The 18802-nt window shown below is 61.9% G+C and carries 12 protein-coding genes and 2 pseudogenes; 6 read left to right on the forward strand and 8 right to left on the reverse strand.

Annotated features, from left to right (window positions below):
• Positions 1-79: 79 nt before the first annotated feature.
• Positions 80-1114 (forward strand): LacI family DNA-binding transcriptional regulator, encoded by a 1035-nt coding sequence (locus ACRYLO_RS12790; protein WP_482660509.1) that lies wholly within the window; start codon positions 80-82, stop codon positions 1112-1114.
• Positions 1115-1133: 19 nt separating this feature from the next.
• Positions 1134-2618 carry an MFS transporter gene (locus ACRYLO_RS12795; protein WP_482660510.1) on the forward strand — a complete coding sequence of 495 codons (1485 nt, stop codon included), beginning with the start codon at positions 1134-1136 and terminating at the stop codon, positions 2616-2618.
• A 31-nt stretch (positions 2619-2649) separates the two neighbouring features.
• On the opposite strand, the gene ACRYLO_RS12800 is transcribed toward ACRYLO_RS12795, so the two are convergent.
• A complete protein-coding gene (locus ACRYLO_RS12800; RefSeq protein WP_482660511.1) occupies positions 2650-3891 on the reverse strand; it encodes a threonine synthase in 1242 nt (413 codons plus the stop codon).
• A gap of 27 nt (positions 3892-3918) precedes the next feature.
• The gene (locus tag ACRYLO_RS12805) at positions 3919-4623 is read right to left on the reverse strand and encodes a class I SAM-dependent methyltransferase (protein WP_482660512.1); all 705 of its coding nucleotides are present in this window, start codon (positions 4621-4623) and stop codon (positions 3919-3921) included.
• A 582-nt stretch (positions 4624-5205) separates the two neighbouring features.
• Between ACRYLO_RS12805 and ACRYLO_RS12810 the strand changes: the two are divergent.
• Positions 5206-6213, forward strand: a pseudogene (locus ACRYLO_RS12810) (IS110 family RNA-guided transposase).
• A gap of 533 nt (positions 6214-6746) precedes the next feature.
• Here ACRYLO_RS12810 and ACRYLO_RS12815 read toward each other — a convergent pair.
• Positions 6747-6968, reverse strand: a complete 222-nt coding sequence (locus ACRYLO_RS12815; protein ID WP_482661744.1) for a transposase — start codon at positions 6966-6968, stop codon at positions 6747-6749.
• A gap of 649 nt (positions 6969-7617) precedes the next feature.
• Between ACRYLO_RS12815 and ACRYLO_RS12820 the strand changes: the two genes are divergently transcribed.
• The 3 genes from ACRYLO_RS12820 (at position 7618) to ACRYLO_RS12830 (ending at position 14807) form a co-directional block, all read left to right on the forward strand.
• Positions 7618-8040, forward strand: coding sequence for a hypothetical protein (locus ACRYLO_RS12820; protein WP_482660513.1), 423 nt, complete (start codon positions 7618-7620; stop codon positions 8038-8040).
• 954 nt (positions 8041-8994) lie between these two features.
• Entirely contained in the window at positions 8995-11799 is a 2805-nt protein-coding gene (locus tag ACRYLO_RS12825) for a TonB-dependent receptor (RefSeq protein WP_482660514.1), read from the forward strand.
• A 137-nt stretch (positions 11800-11936) separates the two neighbouring features.
• Positions 11937-14807: a glycoside hydrolase family 2 protein gene (locus ACRYLO_RS12830; RefSeq protein ID WP_482660515.1), complete on the forward strand. Its 2871-nt coding sequence runs from the start codon at positions 11937-11939 to the stop codon at positions 14805-14807.
• A 354-nt stretch (positions 14808-15161) separates the two neighbouring features.
• On the opposite strand, the gene ACRYLO_RS12835 is transcribed toward ACRYLO_RS12830, so the two are convergent.
• The 5 genes and pseudogenes from ACRYLO_RS12835 to ACRYLO_RS12855 all read right to left on the reverse strand — a co-directional run bounded on the left by ACRYLO_RS12835 (position 15162) and on the right by ACRYLO_RS12855 (position 18743).
• Positions 15162-15428, reverse strand: a complete 267-nt coding sequence (locus ACRYLO_RS12835; RefSeq protein WP_482660516.1) for an integrase core domain-containing protein — start codon at positions 15426-15428, stop codon at positions 15162-15164.
• Positions 15353-15625, reverse strand: a pseudogene (locus ACRYLO_RS12840) (IS3 family transposase); the annotation flags it as partial. The gene ACRYLO_RS12835 and the pseudogene ACRYLO_RS12840, both read right to left, overlap by 76 nt.
• Positions 15626-15950: 325 nt before the next feature.
• Positions 15951-16700 (reverse strand): SDR family NAD(P)-dependent oxidoreductase, encoded by a 750-nt coding sequence (locus ACRYLO_RS12845; RefSeq protein WP_482660517.1) that lies wholly within the window; start codon positions 16698-16700, stop codon positions 15951-15953.
• Positions 16682-17866 carry a mandelate racemase/muconate lactonizing enzyme family protein gene (locus ACRYLO_RS12850; protein ID WP_482660518.1) on the reverse strand — a complete coding sequence of 395 codons (1185 nt, stop codon included), beginning with the start codon at positions 17864-17866 and terminating at the stop codon, positions 16682-16684. The genes ACRYLO_RS12845 and ACRYLO_RS12850 overlap by 19 nt, the downstream gene beginning before the upstream one ends.
• Positions 17859-18743, reverse strand: a complete 885-nt coding sequence (locus tag ACRYLO_RS12855; protein WP_482660519.1) for a dihydrodipicolinate synthase family protein — start codon at positions 18741-18743, stop codon at positions 17859-17861. The genes ACRYLO_RS12850 and ACRYLO_RS12855 overlap by 8 nt, the downstream gene beginning before the upstream one ends.
• Between the last annotated feature and the right edge of the window lie 59 nt (positions 18744-18802).

An 18802-nucleotide genomic window follows, 5' to 3' on the forward strand; every position in this document is an offset into this window, starting at 1 on the left:
TTGACGCCGCCCGGAAAGGCGCTCAACGTCACCGGGTCAAGCAGGGGAACATCTGCAGGCATTTAGGGGAAGTGGGCCATTGGCCATGCAACGCAAGCCGACATCGTTCGACATCGCGCATCTGGCTGGCGTGTCACAGCCGACCGTGTCACGCGCGCTGCGCGGCGGACGCGGGGTCAACGAAGCGACGCGGATGCGGATCGAGGCAATCGCCCGCCGCCTGAACTATCGCGTCGACAAGGCCGCGTCCAACCTGCGCAGCCGCCATGCCGAAACGCTCGCGGTACTGATCTTTCAGGACGAAAGCGCCGACGACAGCGCGATCAACCCCTTTTTCCTCTCGATGCTCGGGTCGATCATGCGCGCCTGTGCCGATCATGGGCAGGACATGCTTGTATCGTTCCAGCAGCTCGGCAGCGACTGGCACCAGGATTATGAGGATTCACGCCGTGCCGATGGCCTCATCCTGCTCGGCTATGGCGACTATGAGCTGTATCGTGCCAAGATCAGCGAGCTGATCGCGCAGAATACCCATTTCGTGCGCTGGGGATCGGTCGAGGCCGAGGGGGCGGGCCTGACGGTCGGGTGCGACAATCAGGGCGGCGGCCGCGCCGCGACCCGGCATCTGATCGATCTTGGCCGCAAGAACATCGCCTTTCTCGGCCATGCGTCGAGCCACTATCCCGAATTCCACGACCGCTATCGCGGCCATCTCGTCGCACTGAAACAAGGCGGGATCGCCGCCGACGCCGCGCTTCAGGTCGATGCGCTGACATCGGAGGAGGCGGGGGCCGCAGCTGCCAAAACGCTGATCGCGCGGGGCGCGCCGTTCGACGCAATTCTGGCTGCCAGCGACCTGATCGCAATCGGCGCGATGCGCGCACTCGCCGCGCGTGGCATCCGCGTGCCCGAGGATGTCGCAGTGGTCGGGTTCGACGATATCGCGGCAGCGAGCTTCACCAACCCACCGCTCACCACCGTCATGCAGGACACGCGCGCCGCTGGACGGATGCTGGTCGAAACCCTGCTCGGCCGCATCCGTGAAGAGCGCGTCCACGACGTGCTGCTGCCCGCCAAACTCGTCGTCCGCCGCTCGTGCGGCTCGTCGGCCTGACATTGCCCAAGGATCAATGATGGAAAAACCGCGCCAGGGCTTTTGGGGCCTGTGGAATATCTCGTTCGGCTTCTTCGGCATTCAGATCGGCTTTGCGCTGCAAAATGCGAATATGAGCCGTATCTTCCAGTCGCTCGGCACCAGCATCGACGATCTGCCCGCCTTGTGGATCGCCGCGCCGCTGACCGGGCTGCTGGTCCAGCCCGTGATCGGGCATATGAGCGACCGCACCTGGCTCGGTCGCCTGGGTCGCCGCCGTCCCTATTTCCTGGCCGGTGCGATCCTTGCGGCATTGTCGCTGTTCGTGATGCCGCTCGCCCCGGTGCTGCTGGTCGCAGCGGTGATGCTGTGGGTGCTCGACGCCTCGCTCAACATTTCGATGGAGCCATTTCGCGCATTCGTCGGCGACATGCTGCGCAAGGATCAGCACAGCGCGGGCTATGCGGTGCAAACCGCCTTTATCGGCGCGGGCGCTGTCGTCGGATCGATCTTTCCTTGGGGCCTGGAGCACCTCGGCGTCTCCAACGAAGCGCCGCTGGGCAGCATCCCGGACACCGTCCGCTACGCCTTCTGGTTCGGCGGCGCGGCGTTGTTCCTCGCGGTATTATGGACCATCCTGACCACCCGCGAATACAGCCCCGAACAGATGGCGGCGTTCGACGGGGCGCGCGCTGAAGCCGCCGATGAAAGCATCCGTGTCCTCGCCGCACGCGGCCCGCTCGAAAGCCTGATCTGGATCGCTGCCGGCGCGATGGTCGCGGCCGCAGTCGGCTGGTTCGATCTTGAAAAGGAAGTGTATCTGCTCGGCGGTTTGCTCGCAGCCTATGGCATCGCCAGTCTGATCGCGGTCCAGCTCGCCAAGGCGGGGCGGGGCACAAACATGCTCGCCAGTATCGTCGGCGATTTTGCAGGCATGCCGCCGATCATGAAGCGACTGGCGGTGGTGCAATTCTTCAGCTGGTCGGCATTGTTCATCATGTGGATCAACACGACGCCGGTGGTCGCGGGCGCATTCTACGGCGCCCCCGATGCCGCCGATCCGCGCTATCAGGAGGGCGCGAACTGGGTCGGTGTGCTGTTCACCGTCTATAACGGTGTCGCCGCGATCGCCGCGCTGACGCTGCTGCCACTATTGGCTTCGCGCTTCGGCAAGGTGCGCACCCACATCATCGGTCTGCTTTGCGGCGCGGCAGGGTTCGCCAGCTTCTTCCTGATCCGCGATCCCCAATGGCTGATCGTCAGCGAGATCGGCATCGGCATCGCCTGGGCATCGATCCTCGCCATGCCCTACGCGATCCTCGCCTCGAACCTGCCCCAGGCAAAGCTCGGCATTTTCATGGGGCTGTTCAACGTCTTCGTCGTCGTGCCCCAATTGCTGGTCGCGACGGTAATGGGTTCGATCATGAAGGCGTTCTTTCCCGATCAGCCGATCTGGACGATGGCGTTTGCGGCTGGAACGCTGGTGCTGGCGGCGGTCGCGATGGCGCAGGTGAAAGAAGGCTGACCCAATCTCCCCTCCCGCTTGCGGAAGGGGGCTAAAGCGCCCCGAAATCGATCGGTCCATGCCGGTCGAGTGTGCGCGAGCGGTCCTCCATCGGATATTTCAACCCGGTCGCGCAGTTGAAGAGCAAAGCCGTCTCATCCGGCGACACGCGCCCATCGGCCACCGCAGCGCGCCATGCCGCGAGCGTCGCGCCGCCCTCGGGGCACAGCAGCAACCCGTCGAGCCGCGCCGCATCCTCGACCGCTTCCAGGATCGCCGTGTCGCTGACGGCCATGGCAAAGCCGTTCGACTCGCGCACCGCGTCGAGGATCAGGAAATCGCCCACCGCCTGCGGCACGCGGATGCCCGCCGCGACCGTATGCGCGTCCTCCCACCGCGTCGCGTGGCGCTCACCCTGCTCCCATGCGCGGACCATCGGCGCGCAACCCTCCGCCTGCACCGCGACCATGCGCGGGCGCTTGGAGCCGATCCAGCCCAGCGCCTCCAGCTCGGCAAACGCCTTCCACATCCCGATCAGCCCGGTCCCGCCGCCGGTGGGATAGAAGATCACGTCTGGCAATTCCCAGCCAAGCTGTTCAGCCAGCTCCAGCCCCATCGTCTTCTTGCCCTCGATCCGGTACGGCTCCTTCAGCGTCGACAGGTCGAACCAGCCATTGGCATCCTTCCCCGCCGCGACCAGCTTGCCGCAATCGTCGATCAGGCCGTTGACGCGATAGACGCGCGCGCCCTGCGCCGCGATCTCGCGCACATTGATCTCGGGCGTATCATCAGGACAGAAGATCACCGCCTCGATCCCCGCCTGCGCGGCATAGGCGGCGGCCGCCGCACCGGCATTGCCGTTGGTCGGCATGGCGATGGTGGTGACGCCCAGCTCCTTGGCCATGCTGATCGCCATGACCAGGCCACGCGCCTTGAACGAACCGGTCGGCAGCCGCCCTTCGTCCTTCACCAGCAGATTGGAAGCGCCCGCCGCTGCCGCAATCTTGGACAGCGGGACAATCGGCGTCGTAATTTCGCCTAAGCTTATGATGTTGCTGGTGTGCCGCACCGGCAACAGCTCCCGATAGCGCCACAGATCCGCCGGTCGCTGCGCCACATTCGCCGGCGTCACCGCCGCGCGAACGCCATCCAGATCATAGCGCACCAGCAAAGGGCGCCCGACCCGCGACAGGCCCTGCAGCATGTCGGCATCATAACGCTCGCCGGTGAGCCCGCACTCGAGATGGGTGACGAAGGTCGGGCGGTCGGTGGTGAGATTGTCGTTGTGCAGCATGGTTCCGGCTTAGTGCGCCGGCGCGCGCTAGTCGATCCGTTCGGCGCGCCACCCCTCGCCAACGATCCGACGATCCCCGACCGTGCCGCGATGGGCAATTCCCTCGGCGAGAAAGCTCAGCGCCGCGCCAACCAGTTGCGCGCCGGAAACTGCCCGCCCGTCGAGCGTACCCGCAACGCGGCTATAACGCTGATCGAGCACGAGCCGGGACATACGCCCATCGTCACGGACGAGTTGCCATTCCCCGCCCGCAATCGCCGGGATCGTCCAGCGATAGACGCGCTTGTCGGCGACCTCCCGAAACGCATCATGCGGCCAATCACCCATGTCGAACGCGTGGCTGACAACCCGTGCACCCGGCTTCATCTCGTTCAACAGCTTAGGTTTCAATCGCTCATTGACCGCCGGGAGCAGATAGAGCGTCACGACATCCGCGTCGCGGAGCGACACGGTGAAGAGGTCGTCGCGCACAAACCGAGCGCGCTCTTCCAGCCCCTCAAGCCGCGTCAGTGACCGCGCGCGTGCGACCAGATTGCTGTCGATTTCGACTCCGAGAGCAGTTGCTCCGCGTCGAGCCGCAGCGCGCGGGATGCGACCATCGCCCGAACCAAGATCGATCAGGCGTTCTCCGGCCTTGAGCGCTGCCATGTCGAGCATGCCTTCGACGACTTCGGGCGGGGTTGGGACGTAGGGGACGTCCTTCGCGCCCGCGGCAGCCGGTGTAGCGAGCATGCAGCTGGATCCGATCAGGACGGCGCGACGCGAAAAGTGATATCTCATCGCGCCAGCGTGGCGGAGGGCGCCGCCTCGCACAACGGCTGTGCGTCACTTCGATCTGCGCCAGACGCAAAAAAAGCCGCCCGAAGGCGGCTGATTATGATGGTTGCGGGGGTCCGATTTGGCCGCTGCCGAACTACGGTCAACCTGTCGCGGGGACGCTGATCCGCGAAGCCAGCCGCGCCCCTTAGGCGTTATAACCATTCCGCGTGAACCTGCTCGCTTCGTCACCGCCCAGCGCCTCAATGGCAAGCGAGAGCCTGATCCAGTTACCGAAGTTCGGGTTTCACTAAGAGTTGCCCGGCTGCGTGTGGGCCGTGTGTGGACGGCCCTCCGTTGGCAAAGCGTTGTTCGAAGCTCCGCATTCCGCTGGTCGATGCGGCCCTGTGTCCGGCCTTTCGATGCGGCTTTGTCATACGCCGCTGGCAATGATGCCTTTCGCGCGACTTGAGTCATCATGTAATTTGTGGCTGCTTCCTCGGGCCGGCTGAGCGGCGCACACTGCTGGTTCTCGAAGCCTGCAGGAAGGAAGCAGCCATGAAGCACTATGCCGGATTAGACCTGTCGATGGAAACGACGCGTGTGTGTGTCGTCGATGCAGATGGACGCAAGGTCTGAGCACAATGCGTCGATAGCACGCCGGAGTCGATCGCCACGGCACTGGAACGATACGGGCCAATCGAGCGTGCGGTGATCGAGACGGGCCGGATGACCCCATCGATCGCGCTGGGCCTACGCGAACCGGGCGTCGCGATCATCTGCATCGACGCCCGTCAGGCGCATCAGAGCCTGAAAGCGATGAAGGCCAACAAGACCGATCCGCATGACGCGGCCGGCTTGGCGCAACTGGCGCGCACGGGGTTTTATAAGGAAGTGCACGTCAAGTCGCCGGCGGCACACGGCGTGCGATCGATCGTTACTGCCCGCGGGCATCTGGTCGAGGCCCGCGTCCGGCTCGACAACACCATCCGCGGTCTCTGCGCCACCTTCGGAATCCGGCTCGGTCTCGGCCAGGGCGAGCGGTTCCTCGCGCGGATGCAGGTGGCCGCCGCTATCCCAGGTCTTGGCGAAGCGGTCGCGTCGCTGCTCCGCGCCCGTGAGGGCATTGTCGCGGAAATCGGGCAGTTGGATCGTCAGCTGAAAGCGATCAGCACCGCGGCGCCGGTCTGCCAGGCCTTGATGAGCATCCCTGGCGTCGGTGTGCAGACCTCGGCTGCGTTCGCCGCAGCCGTTGATGACGCGAGCCGGTTCAAACGATCATGGACCGCTGGAGCGTACTTTGGGCTAGTTCCTCGACGCCACCAATCCGGCGAGGTCGACTGGACGGGCCGGATCACCAAGCAGGGCGATAGCACCGTGCGCAAGCCACTCTATGAAGCGGCCAACTCGATTCTGACGCGCACCAACCAGAGCTTCGCGCTGAAAACCTGGGAGCTCAAGATCGCAAAACTACGCGGCCTCAAAAAGGCCAGGGTAGCGCTCGCTCGCCGCCTCGCCGTCATCATGCATGCAATGCTGCGCGACGGGACTTTGTTCGAGGCCTGAGATACGGTAAAACCAGTTCGCCAGCGGTGATGCTCCCCAGCTGACCCAATGGCGGTGTCCCGCGAGGGAACGCAGGGACGGACGATATGCGAGGTTACCGGATGGCCCTCAAGCCCGCTTCGAGTCAATGCAACGCCCGGCCTTGTGAGACCCGATACAGCACCACCGACCCATCGGCCGGCGAGTGCGGACAGATCCTTGAGACCCTCAAGGGACAACCGCCAAGCAACTGCAAATTACAGATCCCGACCTACAGCTCGCGCTCGAGGCGCCACGGGCCAAAACGGGTTTTCCCGATACCGCGGTTTCAACCGGCTTTGCGCATCAACTCCGCTTTGCCATTCCCAGCCTCGTGCGCGCGACCTCGCGCAAAAGCTCCACGCCGCCATCGGCACCGGCTCGCGATAACGTTGGCCGCTGGTCATCAGCACCCAGACCATCCGCGCGTTCTTGTTGGCGAGCGCTACTGCGGCAACCTTAGTAGAGCGACGTGCGAGCAGTCGGAAGAACCAAGGCCGCCTTGTGCCGTGTCGCTACGCGTAACGGATTACGGCCATACCACCGACTACGAGCATCTGACTGAGATAGCAGTTGCCAGCACGCGTGATGCTGCCGAGCCGACCCATCCCGCCCGATGAGTTCTGCTTGGTTACGAGGCCGATCCACGCCGCTAGATCGCGACCTGTCTTGAACATGGTGGGGCCAGCGACCGACGCGACGAACGCCCTCGCGAGGCGCGGCCGACACCGGGATATTCATCAACCTGCGGCCCAGCTCGGTTCGCCGCGCGCTGACTAGCACGCGCCGGTCGTTCTCGAGGATCTGCTGCTTCACGACTTCGAGCTGCGCTGCCTGCATCTGCAAGCAGAGGCGGGCAAGCGAGCTGGTTCGACATCGACTATCGCGACCGCATTAGCGTACCAATCCGACACGCTGTTGGTCTTGTCAAAACCGGCATTTGCGCAGTCCGTGACGCTGGGCCCGTCGGCCACTCATGTGACCGCGCGAGTCGATGCTTTGCCGACGCCGATCACAAATGCCAACGGCCTCCCATTCTATCCAGCTCAAGTCGGTGCGATCATCGACGCGCGACTCCGCAACACCGCCCGTGAGCGCGCGCGCGGCGTCGACTTGGCCCTGTAAAATCGTGCGGACTTCGGTCCGGAGGATCGGCTGCTGTTCGCCTGGATCGGAACTTCCGATCCCTTGGCGATTCCGTTCGATTCGACCAACCAATCGTCGATCGGCCGGTTCGTCAGCTTGGCGGTGACCAAGGCATGGTGAGCCCGGCGCGATCGTCCGCCCTTGCTGCCGCGCTGTTTCGCTGGCCGGCTACCATTTCCCCGGTGACGGCGAGCTGTGTCGACCTGGTTCCGCGCGCCGCGACGCAGCCCGGTTCGCGCATTGACGCCAATCGACCTCGCGCGCCTGCGCGACATCGGGCCGGTCGAGGCTGGCGCGATCGACGCCCGGCTGTTCACGCTGTCACCTGACGGTCGGCGCGCCGCGTTCCAGCTCTGCCGCGCCGATTCCGATCGCAATGCCTATTGCCTGGCGATGGTGGTGCTCGGCCTCGCTCCGGGCGCGCGCCCGCGCATCGTCGATGCCGCCGGTGAGCTCATCAAAGGTCCGTACGACTCGCGCGGGCGGGCAGACGTGCCGACCGTGATCGTTCGGCCGATCACGTCGCGCTGGACGGCCGATGGCAGCATAATCCTGTTTCTCAAGCGGAAGCGCCATCGCATGCAAGTATGGCAAGCGTCCGTTGACGCCGCAGCAGCGCGGCGATCACGGCGAGCAATGAGGGCGTCGAGGACTTCTGGCTGAGCGCGGACAGCCGCGTATTGATCTATTCGAGCCGTCCCGCGCTTGACGCCGGTCGGGAGCACTCGAGCGCGAGGGGCTGACCGGGTTGCATTATGACAAGCGCTACGCGCCGGCGGCAGGCAACCGGCCCTGGCCCTCCGCTCCCCTACCCCGGATCATCGGGGTTATGGACCTGACGACGGGCAGGGTGCGGCTGGCCGCACCGGCGGAGGCTGCGCTGCTTCCGGGCGCGCCGATTTTGGAAGTCGCCTGGGGCGAGACCCGGCATGACGATGGCCAGCGCGCTTGGCTCCAGGTGCCTGCCGCAACCATTTTTTCCCTCTCGCGGGCGGCTCATGGCCGAGGATGCGCAAGGGGACGCGGTGACCTGTAAGGTCCCAGCCTGCGCGGAAGCGCACCGGCCGTGGTGGACGGCATCGGGACGGGTGCCCTTCTTCCGGCGCCAAGGCTGGGCCGACAGCTCGACCGCAGTCTACAAATGGACGCCGGGAACGGGTGACCCATCTCGCCAGCGCCGTCATCAACTCCCGATGAATCCCAACGGCTCCTAGGCGAATACCAATTCGAAACCCGGCTGGCCCGTGGGAAGCCAGATTGACGCTCCACGTAGGCGTTGATGCGCCTGGTAAAGATGCCCATTTGCGTTGTAACGTTGCTATTGTAGCACACTCTGCCAAATGCCCGTGCAATCGCTCGCCATGGGCCCATGCAGCCTCCCGATGGGTGGGAATTCGCGACTTCGCGAACCAGTCGCATGTCCCGACTCTAAACGTTCGGCCCGTCGCATGCCGTGCTGCGCTCGAATTGATTTCTGGGCGGCGCGCGGAAGAGACCTCGATGGTGGCCGGTAATGCCCCTCATTATTGTCCTGTTGCTAAAATAGCAAAGTTCTCGTAGAGTTTTACCCTGCAAATCGGCTCACAAAGAGCAGATGCAACCTATTGGGAGAGTCCGATGCGCCACCTTGAGAATCACCACACGCCCACATGTTTCGCGCGTACGGTTCATTACCTCATGCGCGGCGCGTCTTTTTGCGCTCTGGCCGGAGCTATCGTACCGGCCCTGGCCCAGTCCAATGACGCGCCGCCCAGCGATCCGGAACAGCAGGCGACCAGCGAGACGGACAATACGATCGTAGTCACCGGTATCCGACAAAGTCTTTCGGGCGCGAGAAACATCAAGCGCAATACCGATCAGTTCGTGGATGCGGTTGTCGCAACGGACATCGGCAAACTGCCCGACGCAAATATCGCTGAGTCGCTTCAGAGGGTTTCGGGCGTGCAACTCGATCGCGGCATCGGCGAAGGTTCCAACATCTCGATTCGCGGCCTCCGCAACAACATCATCCTCGTCAACGGTCGCGAGATCAACGATGCCGGCGGTCGGGGCAGCAGGGGGCCGGACACCATTGACACAGGCTCTTACAGCCTCCTGTCCATGCTTCCGTCCGAACTGGTTTCCCGGCTAGAAGTGACGAAGCTAGCCGGGGCAGACATGATCGAAGGCGGTGTCGGCGGGGTGGTGAATATCATTACTGCCAGGCCGCGCGACAGGTCGGGGTTCCAAGCATCTGCCAGCCTTGAGGCCAAATATCACGACCTCTCCGGAGAATTGGGAGGCAAGGGCTCGTTTCTCGTTTCCGACACGTTCGCGCGCGACACGATCGGACTGCAGCTCAGCGGCACATATGGCAAGGCGGCCATACGTGAAGACGGTTTCCAGACCTTTAGCGGCTATGCTCGCCTCGACTTTCTTAATCGTCTGAATTTCACCGATATCAACGCCAGCAATGCCGTTACCGGGCCGGACGGGCAATTACTCGATCCTGACCCTAATGACGACGGCGTCCTAGGAGTCTACCATTCCGATCCGCGGTTTTGGCAGATCGACGACGCCAAGATCCGCGCCGGTCTGAACTTCGTGGCGCAGTGGAGTCCGGATGGATCTTTCAGCCTCACGTACGACGCTCTTTTCTCCCGAGTGGAATCGGACCGCGAACGGCGCTGGCTGTCGAACACGATGGCGCTCTCCCGCCACACGAATGCCGTCCTCAACGAGGACGAAGTGCTGGTTAGCGGGGAAGTTGATGCGCTGCTCCTGACGAACGTGGAGTACGGAAGGTTCACGAACCAGATTTTCACGCACGCACTGACCGCCGATTGGGACCTCAACGACAGACTGAACGTGAAGGTCGAAGTCTCTGGTAATATGTCCGAAAGCTCATTCAACCAGAACTACTTCCGTATGAGCAACACGAGCAGATTTCTGACTCCTTATGACTTTACGCAAGACGTTCCAGCGTTCGGCATAAATGGCGATGCCCTAAAAGATCCTGGCTCGATGATAATGGACGTTTTGTTCGATACGTTCGGCAAAAATACCACAGACGAGCTGGCGCTCAGCCTCGATTTCGACCACGAGCTGAGTCAAGCTCTCACGCTTGAGTATGGGGCGCGCTTCTCCAACATCGAAACAAACTTCACGCGGACCGAGCGCGATATAAGGCCAGGTATTGCCGGATCGGAACTGCAGGATGCCGGGTTTCTGGAAGTGTGGAGTAGCCCGAACTTTTTCGCCGGAGAAGCTCCCGGTCTAACGCGCAGCTACATCACATTGAACGAGCGCGTAAAGGCGGGCGCCTGCACCGCGATGGAAGATTTCTTCCGGGGTCACCCGAATCCCGCCGTTGTTGCCGCTTTCGAGAGGGGTCGCGGTGGCACGTTAGGCTGTGACACGTCCGTCCCCAGCGGGGTCAATAAAGTCGAAGATCAGTTCATTTCGGGATATGCGAAAATGAACTACGATATCAGCCTTGGCTCAATACCCGTTTCCGGAAATATCGGGCTTCGCTATGTCGACCGCAGTCTGACGACTTTAGGTTCCATTGATATAGCCGGCGTGCCGGAGCCGTTGGTCGTGGATGTTCACCAATCTGACTTCCTTCCTTCGTTCGTCGCGAAGTTCGAGCTGACCGATAATCTGATTGCCCGCATCGGGGCGGCAAGGGTTCTGGCGTGGCCCAATACAGCCGCCGCCCGCAACGATCTGTTTATCTTCGCGAACGGAACCGGACGTGGAGGCTCGCCTGAACTGAAGCCATTCCGCGCCAACCAGTTCGACATTTCGCTGGAATATTACTTCGCGCGCGATTCACTGGTTTCTCTCGCCTATTTCAAAAAGAACATCGATTCATTCATCATCAGCTCGTCCGATATCGAGGAGGTGCCGGAATTTCTGAACGAAGACGGGCGTGTGACGAATCAGGCGCTGATCACCCGTCAGATCAACGGTGATGGTGGGACCATTAGCGGCTTCGAAGCTCTTTATCAGCAAAGCTTCTCGATGCTGCCATCACCGCTTGACGGGCTGGGTGCGATGGCAACCTATTCCTACATCGACAGTTCAACGCCCTTCAAAGACCCGTTCGGCACTGTCCTGCCGGTCGCCGGCTTGTCGAAGCATAATGTCAACCTCGTCGCCTTCTGGGAAAAGGGACCTGTCGGACTTCGGGCGGCCTACAACTGGCGCGACGAGTATCTCACTAGCCTGGGCTTCGAAGGGACTGGCATCTACGACGATGCCTATGCCGACCTGTCATTCACCGCGTACTGGAACGTAACTGACCGGTTGAAAGTGAACTTCGAGGCTATCAACCTCACTAATGAACGGCGTCGGCAATACAATACCGTCAAGAGCGCGACGAGAAGCATCGTGGAATATGGTCCGTCTTACGCCCTGAGCTTATCGCTCGACTTCTGACTGGCCGGATCGCCCCTCGGGGGGGGGGCGATCCGCGTTCGTTCCAGGCCTGATGGGGCCAGTATTGGAATGCCGGTGGAAACGCGCTTGGCGTCGACCAGCGGGTCGGCACCCATTCGTTCATTCGGAGCTAATGCATGTCGCTGAAAAATCTTGGCCTCGTCCGCAATTTCGTAGCTTCTGCGCTAGCCCTTTTGGCCGCGCTCGCAATGCCCCATGCCGCGTACCCGCAAGATACAGCCGCGCGAGCTACCGAGGTGGTCGACCTGAACGGCAAATGGGCCTTCACGATCGACCCTAATCGAGCAGGGGTCGATACGGGATTCTGGACGGCGGGGTTTGACGAAACTTCGTGGGACAAGATCGACGTTCCTGGGGTTTGGGACACATACGACCGCTATCACGATTACACAGGGGATGCCTGGTACCGTTTTTCATTCGATACCAATCGATCGTGGGCCGAGCAGAATGTGCGTCTCGTTTTCGATAGCGTCTATCATGATTCGGAAATCTGGCTGAACGGCCAAAAGCTCGGTGAAAACAACCTCGGCTGGATACCGTTCAGCTTCGATGTGGACCAGCACCTGGCTCCTCAGGGACACAAAAACGTCGTTGCCGTGCGCGTGAGCAACCGCTTCAATCGCGGCGCGGTCTGGAACTGGGGGGGAATCAGGCGCCCGGTATACCTGGAGGTCACGCCACAAACTCGCATCGAGAAGGTTTACGTAACGCCCATGCCCGACCTTCAAACCGGTCGGGCCACAGTCGCGGTCCGAACGGCCGTGACTAACGATCGGCCGCAGAGCGTATCCGCAGGAGTGGATTTGCGTATTTTCCGCGAAGGGGCGGTCGTTCACCAAGTCGCGGCCACTGATCTGGCCAGCATCGCTTCGGGAAACACGGCGAATTTTAACCAGACCATCGAACTGCCCCGAGAACTGGTGGCTCTCTGGCACTTCAACGATCCCAACCTCTACACGATCGAGGCCACCCTTCGGATAGATGGGACTCCGGTGCACTCCATCTCGGACCGTTTCGGGATCCGCAAAGTCGAGGTGAGGGGTGAGGCGCTCTATCTCAATGGCAATAAGGTGCGTCTCGTCGGGTTGAACATGGTGCCCGAAGACCGGTTCTCGGGCAACGCGCTGCCGCTTTCGCGGATCAAGGAAGACGTCGATCTTCTCAAATCCATGAGTGCCAATTTCGCCCGGCTTTCCGGCCCCGTTCTGCCAAAGGAATATGTGAGCTATCTGGATGAAGTCGGGTTCCTCCTGGTCGAAGAAGTCGGCCTGTGGGGCAAAGATCGTCTGGTCGATCCCGATCACCCATTACCACGCAAGTGGCTTGAACGGCTGATCGACGATCATTACAACCACCCCTCGGTCATCGCATGGAGCGTCGGCAACGAGATCGGGGACTTAACGAAGAATCCCAAAGCCAACGAATACGTCAAAGCCGCTACCGAATATGCGCGGAAACTCGATCCGACGCGTCTGGCAGTGTACATCTCCTTTTCGGCAGACTTTCAGGAGAATGACCCTGCACAATATTCGGACATCGTCATGTTCAACAAGTATAAGGACCATGCCGAGCGCCTGGAGGTGGTTCACAAATACCACGAGGGAAAGCCGATATTTTTCTCCGAAATCGGGATGAGCCTCGATTCAGAAGATCCGAACCTGTCGTTTATCGACCCATCCGCCATAATGGCCAATCTGCGCAAATTTCCCTATCTCATCGGAACGTCTTATTTCGCGTTTTCAGATTATCGCAGCAACTGGATCGACAGCAAGCCGACCTGGACGACGCCTCTTTCCGAAAACCGGACCTGGGGCGTGATGACCGCTTATCGCAAGCCAAAACGCGCCTTCTACAATCTTCAGCGGTTCTATGCTCCTGTCGAAACGTTCGAACTGGCCGAGAATGGCGTGGGCTCGTACGCGGCTCGTATAAAGCCGCGGGGGCTTGATACATTCCCCTCCTATTCCATAGCGGACTACCGGCTCGCGTGGGTGGCGAAAGACATCGAGGGGAACGCGGTTGACGCAGGGATCGTCCCTATTCCCGAACTCGATCCCGGGGCCTCGCAAATCGAACTGCCTATCAGGACAACCGCAAAGTTTGCCCGGCTATCTCTCAACCTGCTCGATCCTTCGGGCTACCGTGTTCATTCTACCAGCAGGGACGTGGTTGCTCCCCGTCCGCCCAAGGTCCGGGCAGTGCATACGTCCGTCGATACGATACGGGTGACCTTTCAGCCTTCACCAACAGCTGCGGAACATCAACTAGTCGCTATCGCCACTGACGGGACGCGGTACGAAAGCCCGCCGACCATCAATGACTTTGTCGAGATTGCGAAGCTCTCACCGAAAACGATGTATAGCCTCGAGCTTCGCGCCCTGAACGGAGCGGGATCGAGCGCGCTGGCCCAAGTCGGGCTAGAAGCGAGCACCAGCCCGGATGAACTGCCCCCGGTAATCTGGGACACGTTAGGCCGCAAGGATGCATTCCATGTCGGCTTTTCGTCGGACATTCGCGATTTCAGGTACGAGATCCGATACGGCCTGGCGCCCGGCAATTACCCCCGATCCCACCTCATCGAGACACACGGTGCAACGCGTGTTCCGGCAATCAAGCCGGGAGTTGATCATTATTTTCAGCTCCGGAGGCTGGTGCGCGGCAGCGTCGACAGTGAATGGACTGCCGAGCGCAAGGTAGCTCTGAAAGGCAACGCCGGACTTCCCCCACCTGCCAACGCGTTTGCCATACGCTACGACGGCGGCATAGTGGTCGCTCTCGATCCATTGCCCGGCGCGACAAGCTACATCATCCGCGCGCGAGACAAGCCCGGTGTCGCGGTGAAGACACGACTTGCATACTCGCCATTCGTGACGATTGAAAATGTTGGACTACGCAATGCCTCCAGCCTCACTATTGCGACGGTTGACGATGAAGGAAAGGTCGGTGTTGCAGCGCCGCTACCAACGATAGGGGCACAGGTAGATTGAAGGCGTCGCGCAGATCACGGCATGAGTGAGGACGAAGCGGGCGGCAAAACGGCTCAGCGATCGGCCGTGCGAACGTTACCGCCCCGCCGCTCGCAACTGCGGCGCCGAGCGGGTGGCGGCAGGCCGCTGGGTCCGTGCAGTCCCGTGCCGCGCACTTCTGCGGTCGTGATCCTATGCGAGACCGACCTTCGCGCGCCTTTTCATTGCATCATGGCCCATTCCGGTGATTCCAGATTATTCCGCGACTGCCACGATAGATTCGTGCCCCCGCGGACCGCTCCAAGCGGGACGATGATCACGCTATGGAAACAATGCTGGGCGCAAGGATCGCGAGTCCTGACGGCCCCCCGTCTTTCATCCAGCGGCAACCAGAGACCGACCATTGTTGTCGCGCATGAGCGCAGGTGAAGCAACGGGCTGGGTTAACCCAGCCCGTTGCTTTTCGAGTTCGGCGGCGAACGCCGCCGGGGTTGCGTAGCCGAGCGCGGAGTGCGGCCGCTCGGTGTTGTAATCATCGACCCAGCGCGCGAGGATCGAACGGGCCTGAACGCGTCGACCACCGTCAGCGCTCGCAGCCGCCGGCCATCGAACAGCGCGTCTGAGATGAAGTCCATCGACCACATCTCGTTCGCCGCTAGAGCGGTCGGCTGGCGCTCGCGGTGGGCGGCGCTCACGTTGCGCCTGGGCAGCTTGAGCCGCAGGCTCAGTCCATCCTCCCAGTAAAGCAGGCAGACGTGCTGGTGGTTCACCGACCCCCCCTCCCGCCGCAACAGGATGTAGATCCTGAAGTAGCCGTACCGCGTACGCGTCGCCGCAAGAACGCGATCTGCTCTTCCGTGTACCTCGACTTCTTCGGCTCCAGCTCCTTCCTCATTATCTCACAAGGCCGGAAAACTTTCTCTCAATCTGGATGAAAAAACAGGGGGGACGTCAGAGCGAGACGACCCGATCACCCACATTGATCTCAGCCCAGGCCGCCTGGCTCGCGCCACTCGCTCGATTGCGGCGTTCACATCTGGCCGTTGGCGAGGTCAAGGGTAGGACAGATTATCTCGCGTGTCGTCCAAGTGCGATCGTCACACGGTAGCGGCGATGTTATTGCCGGACGGCGCAGCCAAGGCCAGCGTGCTCGGTAGTCAAGCTTTAGACAACGCCGCCATCGACGATGATGGTTTGCGCGGTGATCGCTCGTGCGCTGTCCGAACTCAGCCAGAGCGCAGTGGCGGCAATGTCCTCTGGCTGGATCAGCAGCGGAAGGCATTGAATGGCGCGTGTATCGGCAATCCATGCCTCGTCGACCTGATCCAGCGCCCGCTGAGTGAACACGCGGCCTGGCGCGATCGCGTTGACGCGAATGTTGGACCCGCCCAGATCGCGAGCCAGACCGCGCGTCAGTCCGATAATTCCGGCCTTGGCGGCATGGTAGGCGACAAGGTCGCCTGCGATCTTCATGAAAGCGGTGGAGCTCAAATTCACGATAGCCCCGCCGCCCGCAATCCGCATGCCGGGTGCAACCAGCCGTGCAAGATGCAAATGATGGTCAAGGTTCAGCGCCAGCATCTCGCGAAACAGGTCGGGATCGAGATCGTCGACTGGGATACGACGGTCGCTTCCTGCATTGTTGACCAGTATCGTCACAGGTCCGCGCGCGTCGATCGCCTGGGCGACCATCTGCGCGGTCGCATCGGCGTCCGTAAGGTCACAGACGAGGGCGACCGCGTCAGGTGGCAGGTTCTCAAGTACCGCCTCCCTGCGGTCGACTACCGTGACCTTGGCATGGGCAGCGGCAAAACTGCGGACAATAGCCCGCCCAATGCCCTGTGCACCTCCCGATACCAAGACATGTTGTCCAGCGATTCCGGGGAAGGCAACGCTCATCGCGCCCGTCGCCATTCGCCGATCCGCGTCATTAGTTCGAATGCCTGCGCGTTCGGGCGTACGCCGTGACCTGTCGTTTCTGGAACATCGAACGCCCCCGCCTCGCACGGCGCGATACCATCGAGCAGGGCGCCGTTGCGATGATAGATCGTGTGTTGAAACTCGTGGCTGCTGGCACCTGCCACCAGCGACGCGCGCAGGCTCGCCGCCATGAAGATGCCGAGGCCGATCGTGGCATGCGGAATGATCTGCGCGCCCTGCCATTTGGCCAGCGCCGCGATGCGCATGAACTGCGTGATCCCGCTATGCCCCATTTCGGGCTGAACGATGCGGCAGCAGTCGAACCGTGTGCGATAATCCCATTCGGTCCGCCATTCCTCACCCAGCGCAATCGGGTGGAGCGCCTTTTTCGCGATCTCGCGCTGGGCGGCAATGTCCTCCGGTGCCGTTGGCGCTTCGAGAAACCAGGGGGCATAGGGAACAAGTGCGCGGTCAAGCGCGAGCGTCTCGCTGGCGGTCAACGTCCAATGCAGATCGAGCGCGATCCGCTGATCGGCGCCAAGGCCGGTCCTGAGCGCCGCGATTTCACCGACGACATCGCAATTATCGGTGGCGCTGACCGGGATCTTTATGCTGTCAAACCCTCGAGACTTCCATTCGCGCGCCATCTCCACGCGCTGCGCAGTAGACGCGCCGCCAAGGCCGGACACATAGCAGAGCAATCGCCCCGCCCCTGCCCGTCCAAGGCTAGCTTGGAGGCTTTCACCCCGGCGCCGCGCATGCAGATCCCACAGCGCAATATCGAGCGCGGCGAGCGTGTCCGCCAAAAAGCCACCCCAATAGCCGCGGTTGCGCTGCAACGCGTAAGCGGCGTCCCAGAAGTCCGACGGATGCTCGGGCGCGCGCGCGCCCAGCAATGGCCCAAACAATTCTCCGACGAGTTCGGCGACAATCCTCGGCGCGACCAGCCCGTAGGTTTCGCCCCATCCTTCCGCGCCATCGGCATCGACGATCCGAATGACGACCGAGCGATCGGCGGTCGGATAGACGGTGCCGTTGAAATGGCGGACGAAATGATACTCGCCAAGCGCGACATCGCGGCCACCGAGCGCGCCCAAATAGGAGCCATCGCTTGGGCGGCGAAACTCGAATATCTCGATCAGGTCGACAGGCTCAGCCATCCGAATTCAATCCATCTAACGGCAGCCGCGTGTAAAATTCTAGAACCAGCCGCCGCGTCATCTCGTCGAGTTGCGGCAGTGGCTCGCGTACCTCTTCCGTCGCGATGATCCCGCGATGTTTCAGGATCAGCTTGGTCAAGCGCATGCGATATGAAGCCTGAAGCAACAGCAAGGGAAGACTTGCCTGATACAGTTCCAACGCCGCGTCCCGCCGCCCTTCGCCATAGGCGTGCATGATCGCGACGTGCAGTTCGAGTAGTTCGATCGCCGGCATCGTCGCGCTCACGCCGCGTTCGAGCTCTTCGAACAGGAAGCGCGCGCCTCCACCACCAATGGCACCGTCGAGTGTATCGGCACTGCCCGCGACAAGCGCGCCAACCTTCGGCCCCGGAGGCACCGCTTCCTCCTTCACATAACGAACCGCATCAACCGCGCGTGCGACATCCAGCATCTCGTCAACGGACAGGTCAGCGCCGCGCGGCTTGAACAGATTTTGCAAAATGATCGGAAGGCCGCCGGTCGCCGCCGCCAGATCCCGATAGCAGCTGGCATAGCCCTTCGCCGCCATCGTCGGCACCGCCATCGCCATGATGCCGGCAACCCCGGTGTTCACCATCCATTTGGCATTTTCCACCATGTCGCGAGCTTCTGCAGCATTGACGCCGCCAATCACGGCGACCCGTCCTGCCGCAGCCTCGACCACGGTGTGCATCGCTGCGCGCCGTTCCGTGTCATTCAGCTGGACGTCTTCGCTCGCCACGCCGGGATAGACGATCGCGCCGGCTCCGCAGCGCACGGCATAGTCCACCAATGCGGAAAGCGACGCGTGGTCGACCGCCAGATCGCGCGCGAAAGGCGTTGGTATGACCGGCAACACGCCGGAAAATCCTCGATTCGACACTCTTCTTCCCCAAGTCATCTAATGCGATCTGGAAA

The sequence above is a fragment of the Sphingomonas sp. SDUR79 genome, assembly GCF_056821745.1.

What these genes read in the sequence shown, in the direction of transcription:
- ACRYLO_RS12800 (WP_482660511.1), bottom strand. Translation starts at nt 3,891, where the DNA reads ATGCTGCACAACGACAATCTCACCACCGACCGCCCGACCTTCGTCACC.
- ACRYLO_RS12805 (WP_482660512.1), bottom strand. Translation starts at nt 4,623, where the DNA reads ATGCTCGCTACACCGGCTGCCGCGGGCGCGAAGGACGTCCCCTACGTC.
- ACRYLO_RS12795 (WP_482660510.1), top strand. Translation starts at nt 1,134, where the DNA reads ATGGAAAAACCGCGCCAGGGCTTTTGGGGCCTGTGGAATATCTCGTTC.
- ACRYLO_RS12845 (WP_482660517.1), bottom strand. Translation starts at nt 16,700, where the DNA reads ATGGCGACGGGCGCGATGAGCGTTGCCTTCCCCGGAATCGCTGGACAA.
- ACRYLO_RS12830 (WP_482660515.1), top strand. Translation starts at nt 11,937, where the DNA reads ATGTCGCTGAAAAATCTTGGCCTCGTCCGCAATTTCGTAGCTTCTGCG.
- ACRYLO_RS12825 (WP_482660514.1), top strand. Translation starts at nt 8,995, where the DNA reads ATGCGCCACCTTGAGAATCACCACACGCCCACATGTTTCGCGCGTACG.
- ACRYLO_RS12850 (WP_482660518.1), bottom strand. Translation starts at nt 17,866, where the DNA reads ATGGCTGAGCCTGTCGACCTGATCGAGATATTCGAGTTTCGCCGCCCA.